At 58.5% G+C, this 18,291-nt stretch carries 17 protein-coding genes and 1 tRNA gene; 10 read left to right on the forward strand and 8 right to left on the reverse strand.

Annotated features, from left to right (window positions below; all coding sequences use genetic code 11):
• Window positions 1–51: 51 nt before the first annotated feature.
• Both SIB92_RS07145 and SIB92_RS07150 read right to left on the reverse strand, forming a co-directional pair.
• A complete protein-coding gene (locus SIB92_RS07145) occupies window positions 52–639 on the reverse strand; it encodes a DUF6151 family protein (protein WP_412555141.1) in 588 nt (195 codons plus the stop codon).
• On the reverse strand, window positions 639–2,069 hold the full coding sequence (locus SIB92_RS07150) for a Glu/Leu/Phe/Val family dehydrogenase (protein WP_412555142.1): 1,431 nt from the start codon (window positions 2,067–2,069) through the stop codon (window positions 639–641). Before SIB92_RS07150 ends, SIB92_RS07145 begins: the two co-directional genes overlap by 1 nt.
• Window positions 2,070–2,397: 328 nt before the next feature.
• Here SIB92_RS07150 and SIB92_RS07155 point away from each other — a divergent pair, with 328 nt between their 5' ends.
• From SIB92_RS07155 to SIB92_RS07165, 3 genes are read left to right on the forward strand one after another with little or no spacing between them, the layout of a single operon-like run.
• Complete coding sequence (locus tag SIB92_RS07155) at window positions 2,398–4,257, forward strand: pilus assembly protein TadG-related protein (RefSeq protein ID WP_412555143.1); 1,860 nt, start codon at window positions 2,398–2,400, stop codon at window positions 4,255–4,257.
• A complete protein-coding gene (locus SIB92_RS07160) occupies window positions 4,254–4,799 on the forward strand; it encodes a TadE/TadG family type IV pilus assembly protein (protein WP_412555144.1) in 546 nt (181 codons plus the stop codon). The genes SIB92_RS07155 and SIB92_RS07160 overlap by 4 nt, the downstream gene beginning before the upstream one ends.
• A gap of 3 nt (window positions 4,800–4,802) precedes the next feature.
• Window positions 4,803–5,390: a TadE/TadG family type IV pilus assembly protein gene (locus tag SIB92_RS07165; protein WP_412555145.1), complete on the forward strand. Its 588-nt coding sequence runs from the start codon at window positions 4,803–4,805 to the stop codon at window positions 5,388–5,390.
• A gap of 29 nt (window positions 5,391–5,419) precedes the next feature.
• Here SIB92_RS07165 and SIB92_RS07170 read toward each other — a convergent pair whose 3' ends face one another.
• From SIB92_RS07170 to speB, 3 genes are all read right to left on the reverse strand, one after another.
• Complete coding sequence (locus SIB92_RS07170) at window positions 5,420–5,923, reverse strand: hypothetical protein (protein ID WP_412555146.1); 504 nt, start codon at window positions 5,921–5,923, stop codon at window positions 5,420–5,422.
• A 16-nt stretch (window positions 5,924–5,939) separates the two neighbouring features.
• The gene (locus SIB92_RS07175) at window positions 5,940–6,983 is read right to left on the reverse strand and encodes an aldo/keto reductase (RefSeq protein ID WP_412555147.1); all 1,044 of its coding nucleotides are present in this window, start codon (window positions 6,981–6,983) and stop codon (window positions 5,940–5,942) included.
• Between the two features lie 137 nt (window positions 6,984–7,120).
• The gene (gene speB, locus SIB92_RS07180; protein ID WP_412555148.1) at window positions 7,121–8,080 is read right to left on the reverse strand and encodes an agmatinase; all 960 of its coding nucleotides are present in this window, start codon (window positions 8,078–8,080) and stop codon (window positions 7,121–7,123) included.
• 98 nt (window positions 8,081–8,178) lie between these two features.
• On the opposite strand from speB, the gene SIB92_RS07185 reads away from it, so the two are divergent.
• The 4 genes from SIB92_RS07185 (at window position 8,179) to SIB92_RS07200 (ending at window position 12,349) form a co-directional block, all read left to right on the forward strand.
• Complete coding sequence (locus tag SIB92_RS07185) at window positions 8,179–8,796, forward strand: ImuA family protein (protein ID WP_412555149.1); 618 nt, start codon at window positions 8,179–8,181, stop codon at window positions 8,794–8,796.
• Between the two features lie 139 nt (window positions 8,797–8,935).
• The gene (locus SIB92_RS07190; RefSeq protein ID WP_412555150.1) at window positions 8,936–10,195 is read left to right on the forward strand and encodes an MFS transporter; all 1,260 of its coding nucleotides are present in this window, start codon (window positions 8,936–8,938) and stop codon (window positions 10,193–10,195) included.
• 123 nt (window positions 10,196–10,318) lie between these two features.
• Complete coding sequence (metG, locus tag SIB92_RS07195; RefSeq protein WP_412555151.1) at window positions 10,319–12,034, forward strand: methionine--tRNA ligase; 1,716 nt, start codon at window positions 10,319–10,321, stop codon at window positions 12,032–12,034.
• Window positions 12,035–12,193: 159 nt separating this feature from the next.
• Window positions 12,194–12,349 carry a hypothetical protein gene (locus tag SIB92_RS07200; RefSeq protein ID WP_412555152.1) on the forward strand — a complete coding sequence of 52 codons (156 nt, stop codon included), beginning with the start codon at window positions 12,194–12,196 and terminating at the stop codon, window positions 12,347–12,349.
• A 33-nt stretch (window positions 12,350–12,382) separates the two neighbouring features.
• On the opposite strand, the gene SIB92_RS07205 is transcribed toward SIB92_RS07200, so the two are convergent.
• The 3 genes from SIB92_RS07205 to SIB92_RS07215 form a co-directional block, all read right to left on the reverse strand.
• Window positions 12,383–12,470 (reverse strand) — tRNA-Leu (locus SIB92_RS07205).
• 69 nt (window positions 12,471–12,539) lie between these two features.
• Window positions 12,540–13,094 carry a tetratricopeptide repeat protein gene (locus tag SIB92_RS07210; protein ID WP_412555153.1) on the reverse strand — a complete coding sequence of 185 codons (555 nt, stop codon included), beginning with the start codon at window positions 13,092–13,094 and terminating at the stop codon, window positions 12,540–12,542.
• A gap of 36 nt (window positions 13,095–13,130) precedes the next feature.
• Window positions 13,131–13,604, reverse strand: coding sequence for an Lrp/AsnC family transcriptional regulator (locus tag SIB92_RS07215; protein ID WP_412555154.1), 474 nt, complete (start codon window positions 13,602–13,604; stop codon window positions 13,131–13,133).
• Between the two features lie 105 nt (window positions 13,605–13,709).
• Here SIB92_RS07215 and putA point away from each other — a divergent pair, with 105 nt between their 5' ends.
• From putA to SIB92_RS07230, 3 genes are read left to right on the forward strand one after another with little or no spacing between them, the layout of a single operon-like run.
• Entirely contained in the window at window positions 13,710–17,132 is a 3,423-nt protein-coding gene (putA, locus tag SIB92_RS07220) for a bifunctional proline dehydrogenase/L-glutamate gamma-semialdehyde dehydrogenase PutA (RefSeq protein WP_412555155.1), read from the forward strand.
• Between the two features lie 31 nt (window positions 17,133–17,163).
• Window positions 17,164–17,913 (forward strand): rhomboid family intramembrane serine protease, encoded by a 750-nt coding sequence (locus SIB92_RS07225; RefSeq protein WP_412555156.1) that lies wholly within the window; start codon window positions 17,164–17,166, stop codon window positions 17,911–17,913.
• Complete coding sequence (locus tag SIB92_RS07230; RefSeq protein ID WP_412555157.1) at window positions 17,910–18,278, forward strand: GFA family protein; 369 nt, start codon at window positions 17,910–17,912, stop codon at window positions 18,276–18,278. Before SIB92_RS07225 ends, SIB92_RS07230 begins: the two co-directional genes overlap by 4 nt.
• Window positions 18,279–18,291 lie beyond the last annotated feature (13 nt).

Consider the following 18,291-nt stretch of genomic DNA (forward strand, 5'->3'; position numbering starts at 1 on the left):
CAAGGATCACTCAAAACGAGAAAAGCGCGGGCTGACTCTCAGGCGCAACACTTATGGCGTTGCTGCTTTACGCTCGGCTTTGCTCAAAACGCGCGGCTCCACCACCGGCGCGCCCTCCTCAAACAGAGGATTGTCCTTCACCTGCCCGCGCATCAGCGCGCCAAAATGCCGGGCCAAGACATTGAAACCCGCCTTGTTAAACCCGTAGTCCTTGAGGGGCTCAGTACCAAACGGCGCGTCTTTGGTATGCACCACGGCAATCACCTTGCCGATGGCTTTATCAATCGCATCACCCTGCATCGCGGGCACCGACACGCCAATAAAGGCCAGTTTGGTGCCACCCAGCGTGTTAAACACCGGCGTGTCACAACACCTCGCATACCACCGCATCAACCCTTTCGGAGACAACCGCAAGCAGGCCAGATGCTCCTGCCCTTTGGTGAGTTCCAGATTGGAGGGAATGGTCTGATAGATGTCCGACCCATTGCGCGGCATCAACGTGTCTTCCGCGCCCAGCGCCTTTGCGCCCGCCTGACAATCTTTGCAGTAACACTGCACATGTGAGCCCGTTTTCGGGCTCACATTCTTTAGCTTTGCACCAAACTGCCCACAGCGGCAGCCGATCGCGACATCAACCATTAAAGCCCTTTTGCACGGTAGCTGGCCGCCACCTTGTCAATCGACACGAGGTAGGCCGCTGTGCGCAAATCCTCTACATCGGCACGGTCGTGCCACACATCTCGCATAGATTGATACGCAATGCGCATAGTGTCATCAAGACCGGAGCGCACGAGCTCCAGCTCTCCGGCACCGCGCAGGTACTTTTGCTTGAAACTGTCGGTCAGGCTGTACTGGGTGCCCAGCGCGGCACTGATCTTCTCCAGTTCATCCACGACCAGTTGGTGACGGCTCTCTTCCTGACGACGCTGCATGCGGCCAAAGCGGATGTGGCTGAGGTTTTTGACCCACTCAAAGTAGGACACGGTCACACCACCGGCGTTGGCATACATATCCGGAATGATCACGGTGCCCTTCTTACGCAAGATCTCATCTGCTCCGGCCGTAACAGGACCGTTTGCAGCTTCAATGATCAACGGTGCCTGAATGCGCGCGGCATTCTCCATGTTGATCACCCCTTCCAGCGCCGCCGGAATGAGGATGTCACAGGCTTCTTCCAGCACAGCGCCACCTTCACGGGTGTAGGTCGCATCCGGATAGCCGGACACACCACCGTGTTTGGCCAGCCACTGCTGCACCGCATCCACGTCGATACCGTCTTCATTGAAGAGCGCCCCATCACGCTCAATGATGCCCACAACCTTACAGCCGTCTTCATCCGACAGGAACTTGGCGGCGTGATAACCCACGTTGCCCAAGCCCTGCACAATTACGCGCTTGCCATCCAGCGTGCCATCCAGGCCCGCCTTCTCAACATCACGTGCATCGCGGAAGAACTCCTGCAGCGCATATTGCACGCCTCGCCCGGTGGCTTCGACGCGGCCAGAGATACCACCGGAGTTCAGCGGTTTGCCGGTGACACAGGCGCGCGCATTGATGTCCGTGGTGTTCATGCGCGCATATTGGTCCGCAATCCAGGCCATCTCACGCTCGCCGGTGCCCATGTCAGGCGCAGGCACGTTCTGGGACGGGTGGATCAAGTCACGCTTGGCGAGCTCATAGGCAAAGCGACGGGTGATGCGCTCCAGCTCATGTTCGTCATATTTGCGCGGATCAATGCAAAGCCCGCCTTTGGAGCCGCCAAACGGCGCTTCCACCAGGGCACATTTGTAGGTCATCAGCGCCGCCAGCGCCTCAACCTCGTTCTGGTTCACACTGGGGGCAAAGCGGATACCGCCTTTTACGGGCTCCATGTGTTCGGAGTGAACCGAGCGATAACCAGTGAACGTTTGGATCTGGCCGCGCAAACGCACACCAAATCGAACGGTGTAAGTCGCGTTACACACCCGGATCTTTTCTTCCAACCCCGGCGGCAAGTCCATCAGCGCCACCGCGCGATTGAACATCAGGTCAACACTTTCCCGAAAACTCGGTTCCTTAATAGCGCTCATCAATTTTCCTCCCGACAAGCAACACACTGCGACTCACCGTCACATTTACCGACTTAAGTATGAGTAAGGTCATAACGCCACCGAAGATAACAGGTGAAAATGCACAACACTCTGAGTTGCTGTCGTTGCCGCAGCGGAAACAGAACGACCCGCGCGCCCAAGACTGTCTCCAACTACCTGCAATAATTGACAAAAATCTTAACCATCGCCTAACGAACTGCCAGCTTTTGCCCCAATTACGCCCCAATCCGTTGAAATAAGATTTGCGACGCAGACCGTCTGGAGGCGGGGAGTCCCATGTCGGGTGCGTCGCAGAGAGGTATGTAAAATGAAACAGTTTCAGGCACCGCTAAGGCCACCTGTAACGCCGCGGCCAAGGGCTCTTTGGCGGCTTGGCGCGCACCGTTTCCGCAAGGACGAAGACGGTGTGATGGTCGGCTTCAGCGTTATTCTTATTATTATGATGATCATGATCGGCGGCATCGGCGCCGACATCATGCTGGCAGAAATGCGCCGCACCCAGCTCCAGCACACGCTGGACCGCGCCATTCTGGCAGCCGCAGATCTGGACCAGACCCGCGCCGCAGATGTGGTTGTGGCGGACTACTTTGACAAGGCGGGCGTGGCGCACACGCTCAACGAAGTCACTGTGTCAGAGTCGCTCAACCACCGCAGCGTAAGCGCAACAGCGGAAATCGAGTCCAACCTTGTCTACAGCACCGTTGGCCGCGACTTCAAAACCCTGACCCCCGAAACACCGGACGGCGAAGTTTATACCAGTGCCGAAGTGCAGGAACTGAAAGGAAAGCTGCCCGCCCGCACCAGCCTGACCATCGGTGCCAGCGGCACCGCCGAAGAGCGCATTGGCAACATCGAGATTTCGATGGTGCTCGACGTCTCCGGATCGATGAACAACAACAGCCGCCTGAGCAATCTGAAAGTGGCTGCAAAAGAGTTTGTCCAGACCATGGATGACACCACGGAAGACGGCACCATGTCGATTTCCATTGTGCCTTACGCGGCGCAGGTCTCTACACCGGACGAGTTGATGAACGCCCTGACCACCAACGGGGAAAACCCGCTGGCCAACTGTCTGAACTTCCATTCGGCAGACTATAACGAAGCCTTCATCGACCCCTATCGGGAATACGACCAAACCCTGCACGCCACCTGGAGCAGCAGCAGCTATGACCGCCGCCCCAGCGACGGCTATGTCACGGTCAACTACAACACCGACTGTCGCGCAGAAAGCTCCCGCGAGCTGACCCTGATGCAAAACGACACCGACGCGTTGAAAACCTACATCGACAACATGTTCGGCAGCGGCAACACCTCGATCGACACCGGCATGAAATGGGGCACTGCCCTGCTTGACCCGGCCTTCCAGCCGGTTGTGTCCAGCATGATCGACCCCTCCGCCAGCGACACCGGAACGATTTCCAACGTGTTTGAAGGTCGCCCCTACGACTACGGCACCAATGAATCGCTCAAGATCGTGGTTCTGATGTCGGATGGTCAAAACACCCGTCAACACTTCGTGACCGACAACTACCGTTTGGGCAACTCCAACGTCTGGTATAACGCCCAGGAGGATTTCTATTCCCTGTACCTGGGCCAGGACGAAGGTGACGACGATCGCGATGGCATCACCGATGAGCCAATCTATTACTGGCCTGAAAACGGTGTCTTCCGCAATCACGCCTATGGTGAAGGCACCTACGAGGTGACCGAAACCGTCAAGACAGACGAGTGTAAGTCTTATCGCAGAAACGGATCCTGTAAGCGCTATAAGAAGATCAAAAAGACTGTCACGGTGAGCGAACCGGGCGAAGCCAAGGTGATCTCCTACGCCGATCTTTGGGCCCGGACCACGCCAAAATACGTGGCTGACGAGCTCTATGCCCCGCTGATGGGTCAGGATGCCGCGCGCAGCGCCTGGTACTATCCGGTCATTGATGATGTGGGCTACGGCACCAAAGACGCCCGCACCCGCAGTGTCTGTGAAGCCGCCAAAGACAACGGCATCATCGTCTACACCATCGGCTTTGAGGCGCCAAACGCCGCACGCGTGGTGCTGCAGGACTGTGCCAGCTCTGACAGCCACTACTTCGATGTGCAGGGCCTCGAAATCCGCGACGCCTTCGCTGCCATCGCAACTTCCATCCGTCAGCTGAGGTTGATCCAATGATCCATTCGGTTCTCAAAAAAGCCCGCGCAATCCTGCGCAAGGAAGACGGCGCTGTCACAGTCGACTTTGTGATCATGGTGCCGTTCTATCTGAGCGTGTTCCTGGCCTCCGCGGAACTTGGCTTGATGTCGCTGCGCTACGCCTACCTGGAAAGATCTCTGGACGTGGCCGTGCGGGACATCCGCCTCTCCACAGGCCATGTGCCGTCCCACGATGATCTGGTCCAGCAAATCTGTGATCAGGCCAGCGTGATCCCGGACTGCACAACCAACCTGTCGCTGCAGATGTTCCAGCGTGATCCACGTAACTGGGAAGAAGTCCCGGCGGCCAACACCTGTGGCACCCTGCACGAAGATGATGCGACCGTTGATCCGGTTGTGCGCTTTGACGACGGTGCGGCCAACGAGATGATGTTCCTGCGGGCCTGCGCCTCAGTCCGGGCCATCTTCCCGGGCGCCCTGTTTGTGCCGGTTGCCGTGCGCAACACGGACGGTGAATACGCCCTGGTTGTTGAAAACACCTTTGTTCAGGAGCCTCGTTGATCCATGTCTGTATTGAACCTACGCAAAACGCTTGCGACGTTCCGCAAGGACTCCACCGGCTCCGTCGCCGTTGAATCCGCGATCATTTTCCCGACGTTGTTGTTCTGTCTGTTTGTGATGATGAACATCTTTGACGCCTACCGCGCCAAATCGACCACGGAGAAAGCCGCCTTTGCCGTGTCTGACATGCTGTCGCGGGAGACCATGGCGGTAAACGCGGACTATATCGATGGTGTGCACGCTGTTCTGGAGGAGATCTCCACAGTGCGCAGCGGCCACTCCCTGACCGTGAGCCACATCTATTGGAGCCCATCCTCTAACGATTACGTGCTGGCCTGGTCTCACAGCAACGGCGGCGGCAGCGGCATCACCGGCACGGAATTTGAAGCGATGAAAGACAAGCTCCCCGTGCTTGTGGATGGGGAAAGCCTGATCGTTGTGGAAACGTCGGCGCAATACACCCCGCCCATTTTGGCAGGTTGGAATGGCCAACGTCCTTATGGCGAGGAAAGCGCGCTGAACATGGACATCGACACTTTTGTGTTCACCCGTCCCCGCTTTGCGCCGCAATTGGCCTGGAGCAGCAGCTAAGACCGGGGCGTTGCTGAAAGACGGAGCCTTTACCCCTCGGTTTGGCCCCGTTCCGCCAGCAGCGCCTCAATGATCTGGGCCATGGATTTGGCCTCAGACCCGGGCGTGACGCCGCCAATGCCCACCCGACGGCCAAACGCCCACCAAAGCCCCGGTTGCCATCTGCGCGACCGGGGCTTTTTTAGGTGTACCGTAAAACCATTGGACGGCTTCAGATCAAACATACCGCGCCGAATGGCGGCAATATCGTCCAGCGCCGCAATCTCTTCACCAGAGGTGCTGCGCATACCGACACGTGTCAGCTCAATACTGTGCTCGGTGGCCCGCCGCGTCGCCTCGGCCAACCACAGCGTCAATCCGCCAATGACCAGCAGGAACAACCGCCAGTGCAGCGCCGGCGTCGTGGTCAGCGCGATATAGATCACCACCCCCCCCAGCAAAAACAGCGTCGCCATGCCAAACAGGCGGCGCATGGGGGAAGCGGTGATGGTGGCCAGAACCTCTGGGAGGTCCGAAGTGTCTTGCGTGGTCATGTCTGTCCTGACGGAGTTAATACGGCATCGGATGCGCGCGATGCGCGGCGCTGATGTCTTTAAGCACTTCTGCGCTGAGCCGCAAATCGGCCCCTGCCAAAATGTGGTCTAGCTGGTCCACCTTTGTGGCGCCAAAGATCGACGAACACATAAACGGCCGCTGTACCGTGAAAGCCATCGCCATATGCACCGGGTCCAACCCGTGTTTTTCGGCAATATCCAAATAAGCCTGCACCGCTTCAAACACCCGAGGGCTCACACGCCCTCCAAGATCGCCATTGATCGCCTTTCGCGACCCATCCGGCGTAACGCCGCCCTGATACTTACCGGTCAGAAGGCCGGTGGCCAGCGGTGAAAACGCGAGAATGCCAACATCCTCATTGACGCAGAGCTCCGCGAGATCGGTATCCGCCATCCGGCACAACAAAGAGTATTCATTCTGGATCGAGGCCACCCGTGGCCCGCCTTTGTCCTCGGACGTCCGCAACCACTGCGCCGTGCCCCAGGTGCTTTCGTTGGACAGACCAAAAGCCCGAATGCGCCCCTTATCCACCTCCCTCTGCAAGGCCTCCAGCGCCTCTTCCATATGCGCCAGCGTGTCCGCCTTGTTTTGCATCGACGGATCGAAATCCCAGTTCTGGCGGAACATGTAAGAGCCACGGTTGGGCCAGTGAAACTGATAAAGATCGATGTAATCGGTTTGCAGCCGCTTCAGAGACCCTTCAATCGCCTCGGGAATGGTCTTGGCTGAAATCAACGCCCCATCCCGCACATGCGCCAACCCTGCTCCGGAGTGTTTCGTCGCCAATACCATGTCTTCGCGCCGCCCGGTTTTGGCAAACCAGGTGCCGATGATTTCCTCGGTACGCCCCTGGGTTTCCGGGCTGATCGGGTTGACCGGATACATCTCCGCCGCATCGACAAAATTGATGCCCGCGTCTAGTGACATATCAATCTGCTGATGCGCCTCAGCCTCGCCGGTTTGCGTGCCAAAAGTCATGGTGCCGAGGCAAAACTCAGACACCTCGATGCCGGTGCGGCCCAAAGGGTTCATTTTCATGGAAGCTCATCCTGTCGCAAATCTTTGCGCTTAACTTAGGGTCTGTGGCGTTGATCGCAAGCGGGGACACGGGGGCCAGCCCCCGCTTGGCTGCGCCAAGTCTCCCCCGGGATATTTGGAGACTGTGAAGACTTGGATCAGCGCGCCCCGCGCGCGTGGAAAATAAAGCCTAGAGTGTTGAGCAATAGCTGCGCCGCCAAAATGGCGGTGGAGCCTGTGGGATCATAGTCCGGAGCCACTTCGACCAAGTCGATGCCCACCACCTCATGTCGCTTGGCCAGCGCCTGCATCATCTCCAGCACGTCGTAATACAGAAACCCACCATGGCTTGGCGTGCCCGTGCCCGGCGCTATCGACGGGCAAAAGGCGTCAATATCCACCGTCACATAAACCCGCGCGCCCTCGGGAATACGGTTGATCAGTGCTTCTGCCCCCAGCTTGCGAGCCTGCCGCACGCTAAGGATATCGCTGCCCATCGCCCGCGCATCTTCATAGCCTTCTTTGGCGGTCGAACTGACATTGCGAATCCCCACCTGCGTCAGACCGGTGACATAGTCCTTCTCCGCCGCCCGCCGCATCGGATTGCCATGCCCAAAGCGCACCCCATGGCGCTCATCGACAAAATCCAGATGCGCGTCAATCTGCAGAATGTGGATGGGTCCCTGATCGTCAAACGCGTTGATGCAGGGGATGTTAATCGAATGATCCCCGCCAATGGTGACCGGCAAAGCCCCCGCCTTCAGCATCGCCCGCACGCCGGCCTCGATATTGGCATGACTTTTTAGAGTGTCGGTATGCACGATGTCGGCATCCCCAATATCCACAATCCGCACCGAGCCGGGTAGATAGGTGGCATCATCCTCATGATCATAGGCGCCTGCATGGCCAAAACTGAACAGGGTGGAAGCCTCGCGCACCGCCCTTGGCCCAAACCGCGCCCCGCTGCGCCATTGCGTGCCGAAATCAAACGGCGCACCCATCACGGCCACATCCGCCTCGATGGCTGCCCAATCCGGCTGATACGGCCGCTTGCCAAAGGTCGAAATCCCTACAAACGGCAAATCCAGCCGCCCGCCCTCGTAGCCATGCCCTGCCATCATCATCTCCCTGTTTGCAGCGACGGTGACGGATTTTTGCCCTGCCGTAAAGCATTCTCGATATTGAGAACAAAAAAGGAACATGCTATTTTGATGTCATGGCCACCCACCTCCTCAAACGCGCGCCCTCCCGCCCGGCAGATGCCCTTGCCCCTTTGCCCGAGGTGGCCCTGACTCTGGCCCGCCTGCATGAAGCCTGCGGCCCGGCGCGCTACAGCTTTGCACTGTGGCTGGCACATCAAACCAAAGGCCCGCTGTTCTGGATTGCCCCGGATTGGGGTGCGGCCCCGCTCAACCCGGCAGGCATGGCCCCCTTCCTCAACCCTGGCAGCGTGACCTTTGTCAGCCCGCGCCGCCCCGAGGAAGTGCTCTGGACCATGGAGGAGGTTCTGCGCGCCGGCACCGTGCCCTTGGTGGTCGCCGACCTGCCCGGCCCGCCCGCACTCACCCCGGTGCGCCGCCTGCATCTCGCGGCCGAAACCGGCGCCAAGGCCAGCGGCATGGCGCCGCTGGGGCTGATCCTGACCCCCGGAGACGGCGGTGCACAGGGCATCGAAAGCCGCTGGCACATGGCACCGGACCACTGCGGTGACACCGACGCCTGGTCCCTCACCCGCCTGCGCGCCCGCAGCGCGCCCCCGCAAAGCTGGCGGCTCACCGGCCTGCCCGATGCCCCCAAACTGAGCCTACAGGACAGCGATGCCGAGATCGCCTGACGCTGCCCGTCTACTGCGCAGCATCAACCGGGTCAGCCCAGCATTGGCAGCACGTATTTTACGATAGCCAAGCGCAAAAACGACACGCCCAAGTCGAATTCCCTCTAGTCATTGCGCCCCAAACCGCCATGCTGACCCCATGCGCATGATCATCACCTTCTCGGCCCTGTTCCTCTCGGTCATACTCTTGCAACTCAGTTCCGGGGGCGTGGGACCACTGGACGCGCTCTCCGGCATCGCATTGAACTTCACCACGGAACAGATTGGCCTTTTGGGCTCGGCGCATTTTCTTGGGTTCTTCATTGGCTGCTGGTGGTCGCCGCGCCTGATGGGCAGTGTCGGTCACTCCCGCGCCTTTGCCACTTTTACGGCCATGGGCGCCATTGGCCTCTTGGGCCACTTTATCATCGTTGATCCCTACGCCTGGGCCCTGATGCGTGTGGCGTCCGGCCTCTGTGTGGCGGGCTGTTTCACCGTCGTCGAAGCGTGGCTGCAATCCAAAGTCACCAACGAAACCCGTGGCCGCGCCATGGGCACCTATCGGGTGGTCGACATGATCGCCTCGCTGGGTGCTCAACTGGTGATCAGCGTATTGGAGCCAGCTTCTTATGTTTCCTACAACCTGCTCGCTCTGCTCTGCTGCGCAGCCCTTTTGCCCATCACGCTAACCACGTCTCCACAACCAAAAACGCCAAAAGCCCCGCGTTTGCGCCCCAGCTTGGCTTACGCGCGCTCGCCGTTGGCGGTTGCCGGTGTGATTGTCGCCGCCCTCAGTTCCGCGTCTTTCCGCATGGTGGGACCGGTCTATGGCACGGAGGTCGGTCTGCAAATTGGACAGATCGCCTGGTTCCTCGCGGCTTTTGTCTTAGGCGGCGCGATCGCGCAATATCCCGTTGGCTGGCTTGCCGACAAATTTGACCGCCGCTGGGTGTTGATTTGGCTCTCCGCCGCCGCTGTTGTTTCCTGCGGCACAACCGTCGCCATGGGCGCTGGCAGCACCACGATGATCATGCTCAACGCAGCCTTCTTTGGCTTTACCTCTTTCCCGATCTACTCGGTCTCCGCCGCCCACGCCAACGACTTTGCCACATCTGAAGAACGCGTCGAACTCTCCGCCGCCCTCATGTTCTTCTTTGCGGTCGGCGCCATTGGAACACCGCTATTTGCCTCTGGTCTCATCGAGCGTTTTGGCCCTCCCGCGCTATTCATCATGATTGCCGCTGGTCACGCGTTGCTGATTGTCTTTGGCCTGACCCGCATGCTGGCCCGCCCCACCGCCGAGCACCGCACCCGATACGTCTACGCGCCACGCACCTCCTTCACGGTGGGGCGCATCACAAAACGTCAGCGTGAGAAGCCCAATCGCACAGAAGAAACGTCCCCAAACGAGGTCAAATAGCGGCCAAAAACGCACCTCCGCGATACAGTCGCAATACAGACGCATTACCGACGTGAAAATTCGCCTGTGGAACTGGCTTACTCTTTGGGCTAATGGGGTTTGAAACAGTTAAGGGACACCCACATGGCGCGCCATCTGATCACCTCGGCCTTGCCGTATATCAACGGCATCAAACACCTCGGCAACCTTGTTGGCAGCCAACTGCCAGCCGATCTGTTCGCCCGCTACATGCGCGCGCGCGGCCACGAAGTGCTGTTCCTCTGCGCCACCGATGAGCACGGCACCCCAGCTGAATTGGCCGCTGCCAAAGCGGGTAAAGATGTCGCCGATTACTGCGCCGAAATGCACGCCGTTCAAACCAAGATTGCCGAAGGCTTCCGCCTGTCTTTTGATCACTACGGCCGCTCTTCCAGCCCGGAAAACCACGCGCTGACCCAGCACTTCGCAGGCCGCTTGGCCGACATGGGTCTGATCCGTGAAGTCTCTGAAAAGATGGTTTATTCCAACGCGGACGGCCGCTTCTTGCCGGACCGCTACATCGAAGGCACCTGCCCAAACTGCGGTTTTGAAAGCGCCCGTGGCGACCAGTGTGACAACTGCACCAAGCAGCTCGACCCCACCGATCTGATCAACCCGTATTCGACCATCTCCGGCTCCACCGATCTGGAAGAACGCGAGACCAAACACCTGTTCCTGTGTCAGTCGCAAATGCGCGACAAACTGCAGGCCTGGATCGACAGCAAGACCGACTGGCCCGTGCTGACCACCTCGATTGCCAACAAATGGCTGAACGACGGCGACGGCCTGCAAGACCGCGGCATCACCCGCGACCTGGACTGGGGTGTGCCCGTTAAGAAAGGCGGCGAGGACTGGCCCGGCATGGAAGGTAAGGTCTTCTACGTCTGGTTTGACGCCCCCATCGAATACATCGCCTGCGCCCAGGAATGGGTTGAAGCTGGAAAAGGCGCAGATTGGGAGCGCTGGTGGCGCACCGACAAAGGCGCAGACGACGTAACCTACACCCAATTTATGGGCAAAGATAACGTCCCATTCCACACGCTCTCCTTCCCAGCCACCATTCTCGGTTCCGAAGAACCCTGGAAAGCCGTGGATTACATCAAATCTTTCAACTACTTGAACTATGATGGCGGCCAGTTCTCTACTTCCCGCGGCCGTGGCGTCTTTATGGATCAGGCGCTTGAAATCCTGCCGTCCGACTACTGGCGCTGGTGGCTGCTAAGCCACGCACCAGAAAGCTCCGACAGCGAGTTCACTTGGGAAAACTTCCAGCAATCTGTGAACAAAGACCTTGCAGACGTGCTTGGAAACTTTGTCAGCCGCGTCACAAAATTCTGCCGCTCCAAATTTGGCGAAGAGGTGCCAGCAGGCGGTGAATTTGGCGAAACCGAACAGGCCCTGATTGCCGAGCTGACCACCCGCATGCGCGCCTACGAAGACCACATGACGGCCATGGAAGTGCGCAAATCGGCGCAGGAGCTGCGCGCGATCTGGGTGGCCGGGAACGAATACCTGCAGTCCGCGGCCCCATGGTCCACCTTCAAGGAAGACCCGGAGAAAGCCGCTACACAAATCCGCCTCGCGCTCAATCTGATCCGGATTTATGCCGTGATTTCAGCGCCTTTCATCCCGGATGCCTCCGCAACACTGATGGCGGCTATGCAGTCTGATGACACCAGTTGGCCAGACGACATTGCCGCCGCACTGGAAACGCTGCAGCCAGGCCATGCCTTCACGGTGCCAGACGTCACCTTCCGCAAGATCAGCGATGACGAGCGCGAAGAGTGGCAAGAGAAATTCGCTGGCAAGCGCGAGAGCTAAACATCAGAAAGCGCGGTCAATCGGCCGCGCTTTTTCTTCCAACCTCCACTCGACACCCAATTGCCTGACCAAGATCAAAGTCGAAACCCTCGACTCAGGCTACCTCATTGGTCAAGATGAAGATGTGCACTAAGCGTTGCACCCAAAGGAGATTGATCAATGGAAGCCATTCTGAACGTATTCTGGAGCATTATTGAAGCGCTCCCCCCGGTTGTTTCCGCGTCCCTGCTGATGTTGGGCATCAGTGTTTTTGTCGCGCTCATCCTGGGTTTCATCGTGGCCAGCATTGCATCCGGCAAAGAAAACCGGACCTAACCGACCGAAATTCTACATTTTTTTGATGGTTACTGGTACCCGCGGCCGGACTCGAACCGGCACGGCCATAATCGGCCTAGAGATTTTAAGTCTCCTGTGTCTACCATTCCACCACGCGGGCAACCAACACGCCAACCAAGGTCAGCGGCGCGACAATAGCCGCTTTGCGTCCGGTGTAAAGTGCGGAAGACTAGAGCTTTTCGCCCGGCGCTTCTTTCACTGGCGGCGGCTTGTACAAACTGCGCTCTGGCAGCCAAGGATTGAGTTCAAGCGCAGCCGCCAAAGCATCCTGCGCCTCCGCCTCACGCCCCAGCCCAATAAGGGTCAACGCCTTGCCAGATAGGGCAGCCACATGGCGTGGAGACAGCTCTATCGCGCGATCAAGATCCGGCAAAGCAGCCTCAAAATCCTGCCGCAGGAAGTTCACAAACGCCCGTTGATTATACCCTTCGGCGTAGTCCGGACAGTAAGTCACCAATCGATCAAAATCCTCGCGCGCTCCCAGCAAGTCCCACGAAGACCGTTTTTGCATCCCGCGGTCGAGAATTTCCTGCGCGGTTTCGTTCGGCGCATCTGCCCAGAACGCCCACATGTCATTGGAAAGCTCCTGCGCGGTCAGCTGGTTGTCCGCGACTTGGACTTGCGCAATCAAAGCATCAACCGCATCAGAATGATCCGGCGCCTGCGGGCACTCAGAAGCGAAGGCTGTACTGGCAGAAAACAGAAGGGCAAGAGCGAGTTTCATGCCTCATGCTGACACGGCGGAAGCATCCCAACAAAGTCACATCTCCGCGAGGCCCGTTTCCTTCACCGCCTGCATAGCGACGTAGGTCGACGTGCTGGCAACATAGGGCAATGCAGAGATTTTCTCTCCAAGAACATGACGATAGGCGGCCATATTAGTGGTCCGGACCTTTAGCAAATAGTCAAAATGACTGGCGATCATATGCGCCTGTTCGATCTCGGGAACTTCTGCCACCGCGGCATTAAACGCCTGCAACGCCTTCTCGCGGGTTTCTGACAGTTTCACCTCGACAAAGGCCACATGGTCCAGACCAAGACGTATTGGGTCCAGAAGAGCACGGTAACCGGTGATCACCCCTTCGCTCTCCAACCGCCGCAAACGCGCCTGTGTTGGGCTTTTGGAGAGGCCAATTTCCTTTGCCAAGTCGGTAATCGAAATCCGGCCGTCCCGCGCCAGAACATCCAGAATCGACCGGTCATACCGATCCAGCTCAAACTTATCGTTTTGCACAGCCTACACCCAAAATTTCAGCCACAATGATGAACCATGAGCCAACAATCAGTCAAATGGCCCGCGAATGCAAAGGTATACTGGAGCAAAGAACAGGAGACCACCATGACCACAGCGCGCGATCTGATCGACACCAGCACTTACCGCAAAGAAGCCCCTTTGGTGGAGGACTTAAAGGCGGCAAGTGGCCTGAGCGGCGCGGACCGCATCGCCATTTGTGCCAAAGGGGCTTCTCTGGTGCGCGAAATCCGCGAAGAAACCAGCCCCGGCATGATGGAAGTCTTTCTCGCGGAATACGGTCTCTCGACCGATGAGGGTGTGGCGCTGATGTGCTTGGCCGAGGCTCTACTGCGGGTGCCGGATGCAGATACAATCGACGCGTTGATCGAAGACAAAATTGCCCCCTCCGATTGGGGCAAGCACCTCGGCCAGTCCACCTCTTCTTTGGTAAACGCCTCCACATGGGCGCTTCTGTTAACCGGCAAGGTTATGGATGACCAAAACACTGGGCTGATCGGCACGTTGCGTGGCGCTGTGAAACGCCTCGGAGAGCCGGTGATCCGCACCGCCGTTGGCCGCGCGATGAAGGAAATGGGGCGTCAGTTTGTGCTGGGCGAGTCCATCACATCTGCTATGAAACGTGCGGAAGGCATGGAGAAAAAGGGCTATACCTACTCCTACGACATGCTGGGAGAAGCGGCCAAAACCGACGCCGACGCCATGCGTTATCACCTCGCTTACTCCCGCGCGATCACAGCCATTGCCTCTGCCTGCACCCATGCGGACACACGCGACAACCCTGGTATCTCCGTGAAGCTCTCCGCCCTGCACCCACGCTATGAGGTTGCGCAAAAACAGCGTGTCATGGAAGAGCTGGTGCCGCGCCTGCGCTCTCTTGCCTTGTTGGCGAAATCCGCCGGCATGGGCCTCAACATCGACGCCGAAGAGGCCGACCGACTGGCGATCTCCATAGATGTAATTGAAACCGTGCTCAGCGAGCCTGCCCTGTCCGGTTGGGATGGCTTTGGCGTTGTGGTGCAGGCCTATGGCAAACGCGCAAGCGCGACGTTGGACTATCTCTACGAGTTGTCCGCAAAATTGGACCGTAAAATCATGGTGCGTCTTGTGAAGGGGGCTTATTGGGACACCGAAGTCAAACGCGCACAGGTCGAAGGCATTGACGGCTTCCCGGTCTTCACCAACAAAGCCGCAACCGACGTGTCCTATATTGCCAACGCCCGCAAGCTGCTCGGTATGACAGACCGCATTTACCCGCAATTTGCCACGCACAACGCCCACACGGTGGCAGCTATCCTGCATATGGCCGAGGACAAATCTGCCTTTGAATTCCAGCGCTTGCACGGCATGGGCGAAGCGCTGCATGACATTGTCCTGAACGATCAAGGCACCCGTTGCCGGATTTATGCCCCTGTGGGTGCACACCGCGATCTACTCGCCTATCTCGTACGACGCCTGCTGGAAAACGGTGCGAACTCCTCCTTTGTTAACCAAATTGTTGATGAAGAGGTCCCTGCCGAAACCGTCGCCAGCGATCCATTTGATCAGGTGCAATCCACCGAAGGGCAGCTGCCGCGTGGGCCGGAACTTTTTGAACCGGAGCGCGTGAACTCTAAGGGGTTCGATCTGACCGACAAACCAACGCTGAATGCAGTAGATACGGCGCGAGAGCCGTTCCGCAACACGCAATGGAATGCCGCACCGTTGTTGGCGAGTGATCCCGCTCCGGAGGCGGCGCAGCCCGTAGACAACCCATTTCTGCCAACCGATAGCCCGGGCACCGTGGCGCATGCCAGCGTAGCGGACGTAGAGAACGCCTTGAGCGCGGCCAAGCCTTGGAGCGCATCTCCAGAGGAACGTGGCGCCGTGTTGGCAAAAGCCGCTGATCTATATGAGGCAAACTATGGTGCGCTCTTTGCCCTGCTGGCGCGCGAGGCGGGCAAAACGCCCAACGACGCGGTCGCGGAATTGCGCGAAGCGGTTGATTTCCTGCGCTATTACGGCGCCAACGCACCGAGCACACCAGCGGCGGGCATCTTTACCTGCATCTCCCCATGGAACTTCCCACTGGCGATCTTCTCCGGTCAGGTGGCCGCCGCTCTGGCCGCGGGCAATGCTGTGCTTGCCAAGCCTGCAGACCAAACGCCACTGATCGCTCATGAGGCCGTGAAGCTGCTACATGAGGCTGGTGTGCCGCGTGATGCGCTGCAACTTCTGCCCGGCTCTGGCGCGACTGTTGGGTCCGCGCTCACCTCTGACCCACGAGTGAATGGCGTGGCCTTTACCGGCTCCACTGCCACCGCGCTGCGTATCCGCTCCACAATGGCGGACAACATGGTCCCAGGTGCGCCGCTAATTGCCGAGACTGGCGGTCTGAACGCTATGATTGTCGACAGCACCGCCCTGCCCGAACAAGCGGTGACAGCCATCATTGAGAGCGCGTTCCAATCTGCAGGCCAGCGCTGCTCGGCCTTACGCTGCCTCTATGTGCAAGAAGACATTGCCGAAAACTTGCTGGAGATGCTGACCGGCGCGATGAAAGTACTCTCGTTGGGTGACCCATGGTTGCTGTCAACCGACAGCGGTCCAGTGATTGACGAGACCGCGCGGCGCGGTATTGCCGACCATATCGCACAAGCCCAGGCCGAAGGGCGCGTGATGTTCCAGCTGCCCACGCCACAAACCGGCACCTTCATTGCGCCAACCTTGATCAAGGTGAATGGCATTGCCGATCTTGAGCGGGAAATCTTTGGTCCAGTTCTGCATGTTGCCACCTTCAAATCCAATGAACTGGACGCAGTGATTGATGCGATCAACGCCACCGGCTACGGGCTGACCTTTGGCCTCCAGACCCGGATTGATGACAGGGTGCAGCATGTCGCCGATCGGGTGAGAGCAGGCAATATCTACGTGAACCGCAACCAGATTGGTGCAATTGTTGGCTCGCAACCCTTTGGGGGCGAAGGGCTTTCCGGCACCGGCCCAAAAGCAGGTGGCCCACACTACCTCGCGCGTTTTGCAGCGGTGCCAACTGAACAATCAAGGAAATGGGACGGCGTTATGCCTGCCGATGTTGCTCAATCTGTTTTGGACAAGGCCAAAAGAGAGGCGAGCACCCAAGGCACAACCATTTCCCTGCCAGGGCCAACCGGTGAATCCAACCGCTTGACCAGCTATGCGCGAGAGCCTTTGCTGTGCATGGGCCCAGGTGAGAAAACAGCCAAAGCGCAGGCCGAGGTTGTACAGAGCCTTGGCGGGCAAGCGGTTGTGTGCACAGGAAAACTTCCGGAAGATGCACTCACCACGTTACAAGGGTTCGCAGGCGTGCTTTGGTGGGGAGACACAGACCAGGCACGGTCTTACGATCAAGCCTTGGCACGACGTGATGGACCTATCCTACCCCTGATCACCGGACGGCCAGACGCAGCGCGGGTGTTGGGCGAACGGCATGTCTGTGTGGACACCACCGCGGCCGGTGGCAACGCCGCGCTTTTGAGCGGGAGCAGTTGACCTTCCGCGCAAATCCCCGCAGCTTGGCGCCATGTTTCCAATCCGCGACCACAATCCCTCCGGACGCACGCCCTACGTCGTCTATGCGCTGATCCTCCTGAACGTCGGGATCTTTCTGAGTTATCAGCCAATTATGGGGGACAACTTCCGGCTGGCCCAGTTCTTTCAGGACTGGGCCTTGCTGCCTGGTGAAGTCACCGAAGGACGCAAATTGCATGGGCTTCTGACCTCCATGTTCTTGCATGGCGGCTGGATGCACCTGCTGGGCAACATGCTGTTTTTGTGGATTTTTGGCGACAACCTCGAAGACGAAATGGGCCACTTCGGCTTTTTGATCTTCTATCTCTTGTCGGGCCTCGGCGCGGACTTTGCCCAGATTGCCGCCGATCCCGACAGCCAAATCCCAATGGTGGGCGCCTCCGGCGCCATTGCCGGGGTGATGGGCGGCTACCTCTTGCTCTTCCCCAAAGCAAAAGTCGATATCCTGCTGATATTGATCATCATTTTCCGCATCTTCACCATACCTGCCTGGGTCATGCTGGGCCTGTGGTTTGCGCTTCAGGTGTTTAACGGCGTGGCGGTGGACACTGCGGGGGGCGGGGTTGCGCATTGGGCCCATGTGGGTGGTTTTGTGGTCGGGGCGGTTCTTGCGATCCCTGCGTGGTTAAAACGCGGCGGCACAAGCTATTGGCAACTGACCCATGGCCATCCGCCACACCCCGAAGCCAAATACAAATTGAGCCAGAGTTCCGTGCCCCGAGTGAGGAGAAAACGTCGATGAGTCAGAAACTTACCTGCCACTGTGGCTCTGTAGAACTGCGCGTTACGCTGGCCCAAGACCCAAGCGAGGCCATGCTCTGTGACTGTTCCTTTTGCCGCCGACGGGCCGTACCCAATGTGGATGTAAAGTTTGAAGACTTAACAGTCGTCAAAGGTCATGAATGCCTAACGCAGTACACTTGGGGCACCGGCACCGCGAAACACTACTTCTGCCGCAACTGTGGCATCTACACGCATCACCAGCGCCGCTCACGCCCGGACGTCTACGGCGTCAATATTGGCGCGCTGGAAGGCGTAAACCCCAGCGAGTTTGCGCCTTTTGGCTGGCACGACGGGATAAATCATCCGTCCGACAAAAAAACCTGACCCAATGGGGCCA

The sequence above is a fragment of the Shimia sp. MIT1388 genome (assembly GCF_047124445.1).
Lineage (GTDB): Bacteria > Pseudomonadota > Alphaproteobacteria > Rhodobacterales > Rhodobacteraceae > Shimia.

What these genes read in the sequence shown, in the direction of transcription:
- SIB92_RS07165 (WP_412555145.1), top strand. Translation starts at nt 4,803, where the DNA reads ATGTCTGTATTGAACCTACGCAAAACGCTTGCGACGTTCCGCAAGGAC.
- SIB92_RS07230 (WP_412555157.1), top strand. Translation starts at nt 17,910, where the DNA reads ATGAGTCAGAAACTTACCTGCCACTGTGGCTCTGTAGAACTGCGCGTT.
- metG (WP_412555151.1), top strand. Translation starts at nt 10,319, where the DNA reads ATGGCGCGCCATCTGATCACCTCGGCCTTGCCGTATATCAACGGCATC.
- SIB92_RS07210 (WP_412555153.1), bottom strand. Translation starts at nt 13,094, where the DNA reads ATGAAACTCGCTCTTGCCCTTCTGTTTTCTGCCAGTACAGCCTTCGCT.
- speB (WP_412555148.1), bottom strand. Translation starts at nt 8,080, where the DNA reads ATGGCAGGGCATGGCTACGAGGGCGGGCGGCTGGATTTGCCGTTTGTA.
- SIB92_RS07150 (WP_412555142.1), bottom strand. Translation starts at nt 2,069, where the DNA reads ATGAGCGCTATTAAGGAACCGAGTTTTCGGGAAAGTGTTGACCTGATG.
- SIB92_RS07155 (WP_412555143.1), top strand. Translation starts at nt 2,398, where the DNA reads ATGAAACAGTTTCAGGCACCGCTAAGGCCACCTGTAACGCCGCGGCCA.
- SIB92_RS07225 (WP_412555156.1), top strand. Translation starts at nt 17,164, where the DNA reads ATGTTTCCAATCCGCGACCACAATCCCTCCGGACGCACGCCCTACGTC.
- SIB92_RS07200 (WP_412555152.1), top strand. Translation starts at nt 12,194, where the DNA reads ATGGAAGCCATTCTGAACGTATTCTGGAGCATTATTGAAGCGCTCCCC.
- SIB92_RS07145 (WP_412555141.1), bottom strand. Translation starts at nt 639, where the DNA reads ATGGTTGATGTCGCGATCGGCTGCCGCTGTGGGCAGTTTGGTGCAAAG.
- SIB92_RS07190 (WP_412555150.1), top strand. Translation starts at nt 8,936, where the DNA reads ATGCGCATGATCATCACCTTCTCGGCCCTGTTCCTCTCGGTCATACTC.
- SIB92_RS07170 (WP_412555146.1), bottom strand. Translation starts at nt 5,923, where the DNA reads ATGACCACGCAAGACACTTCGGACCTCCCAGAGGTTCTGGCCACCATC.
- SIB92_RS07185 (WP_412555149.1), top strand. Translation starts at nt 8,179, where the DNA reads ATGGCCACCCACCTCCTCAAACGCGCGCCCTCCCGCCCGGCAGATGCC.
- SIB92_RS07175 (WP_412555147.1), bottom strand. Translation starts at nt 6,983, where the DNA reads ATGAAAATGAACCCTTTGGGCCGCACCGGCATCGAGGTGTCTGAGTTT.
- SIB92_RS07160 (WP_412555144.1), top strand. Translation starts at nt 4,254, where the DNA reads ATGATCCATTCGGTTCTCAAAAAAGCCCGCGCAATCCTGCGCAAGGAA.
- putA (WP_412555155.1), top strand. Translation starts at nt 13,710, where the DNA reads ATGACCACAGCGCGCGATCTGATCGACACCAGCACTTACCGCAAAGAA.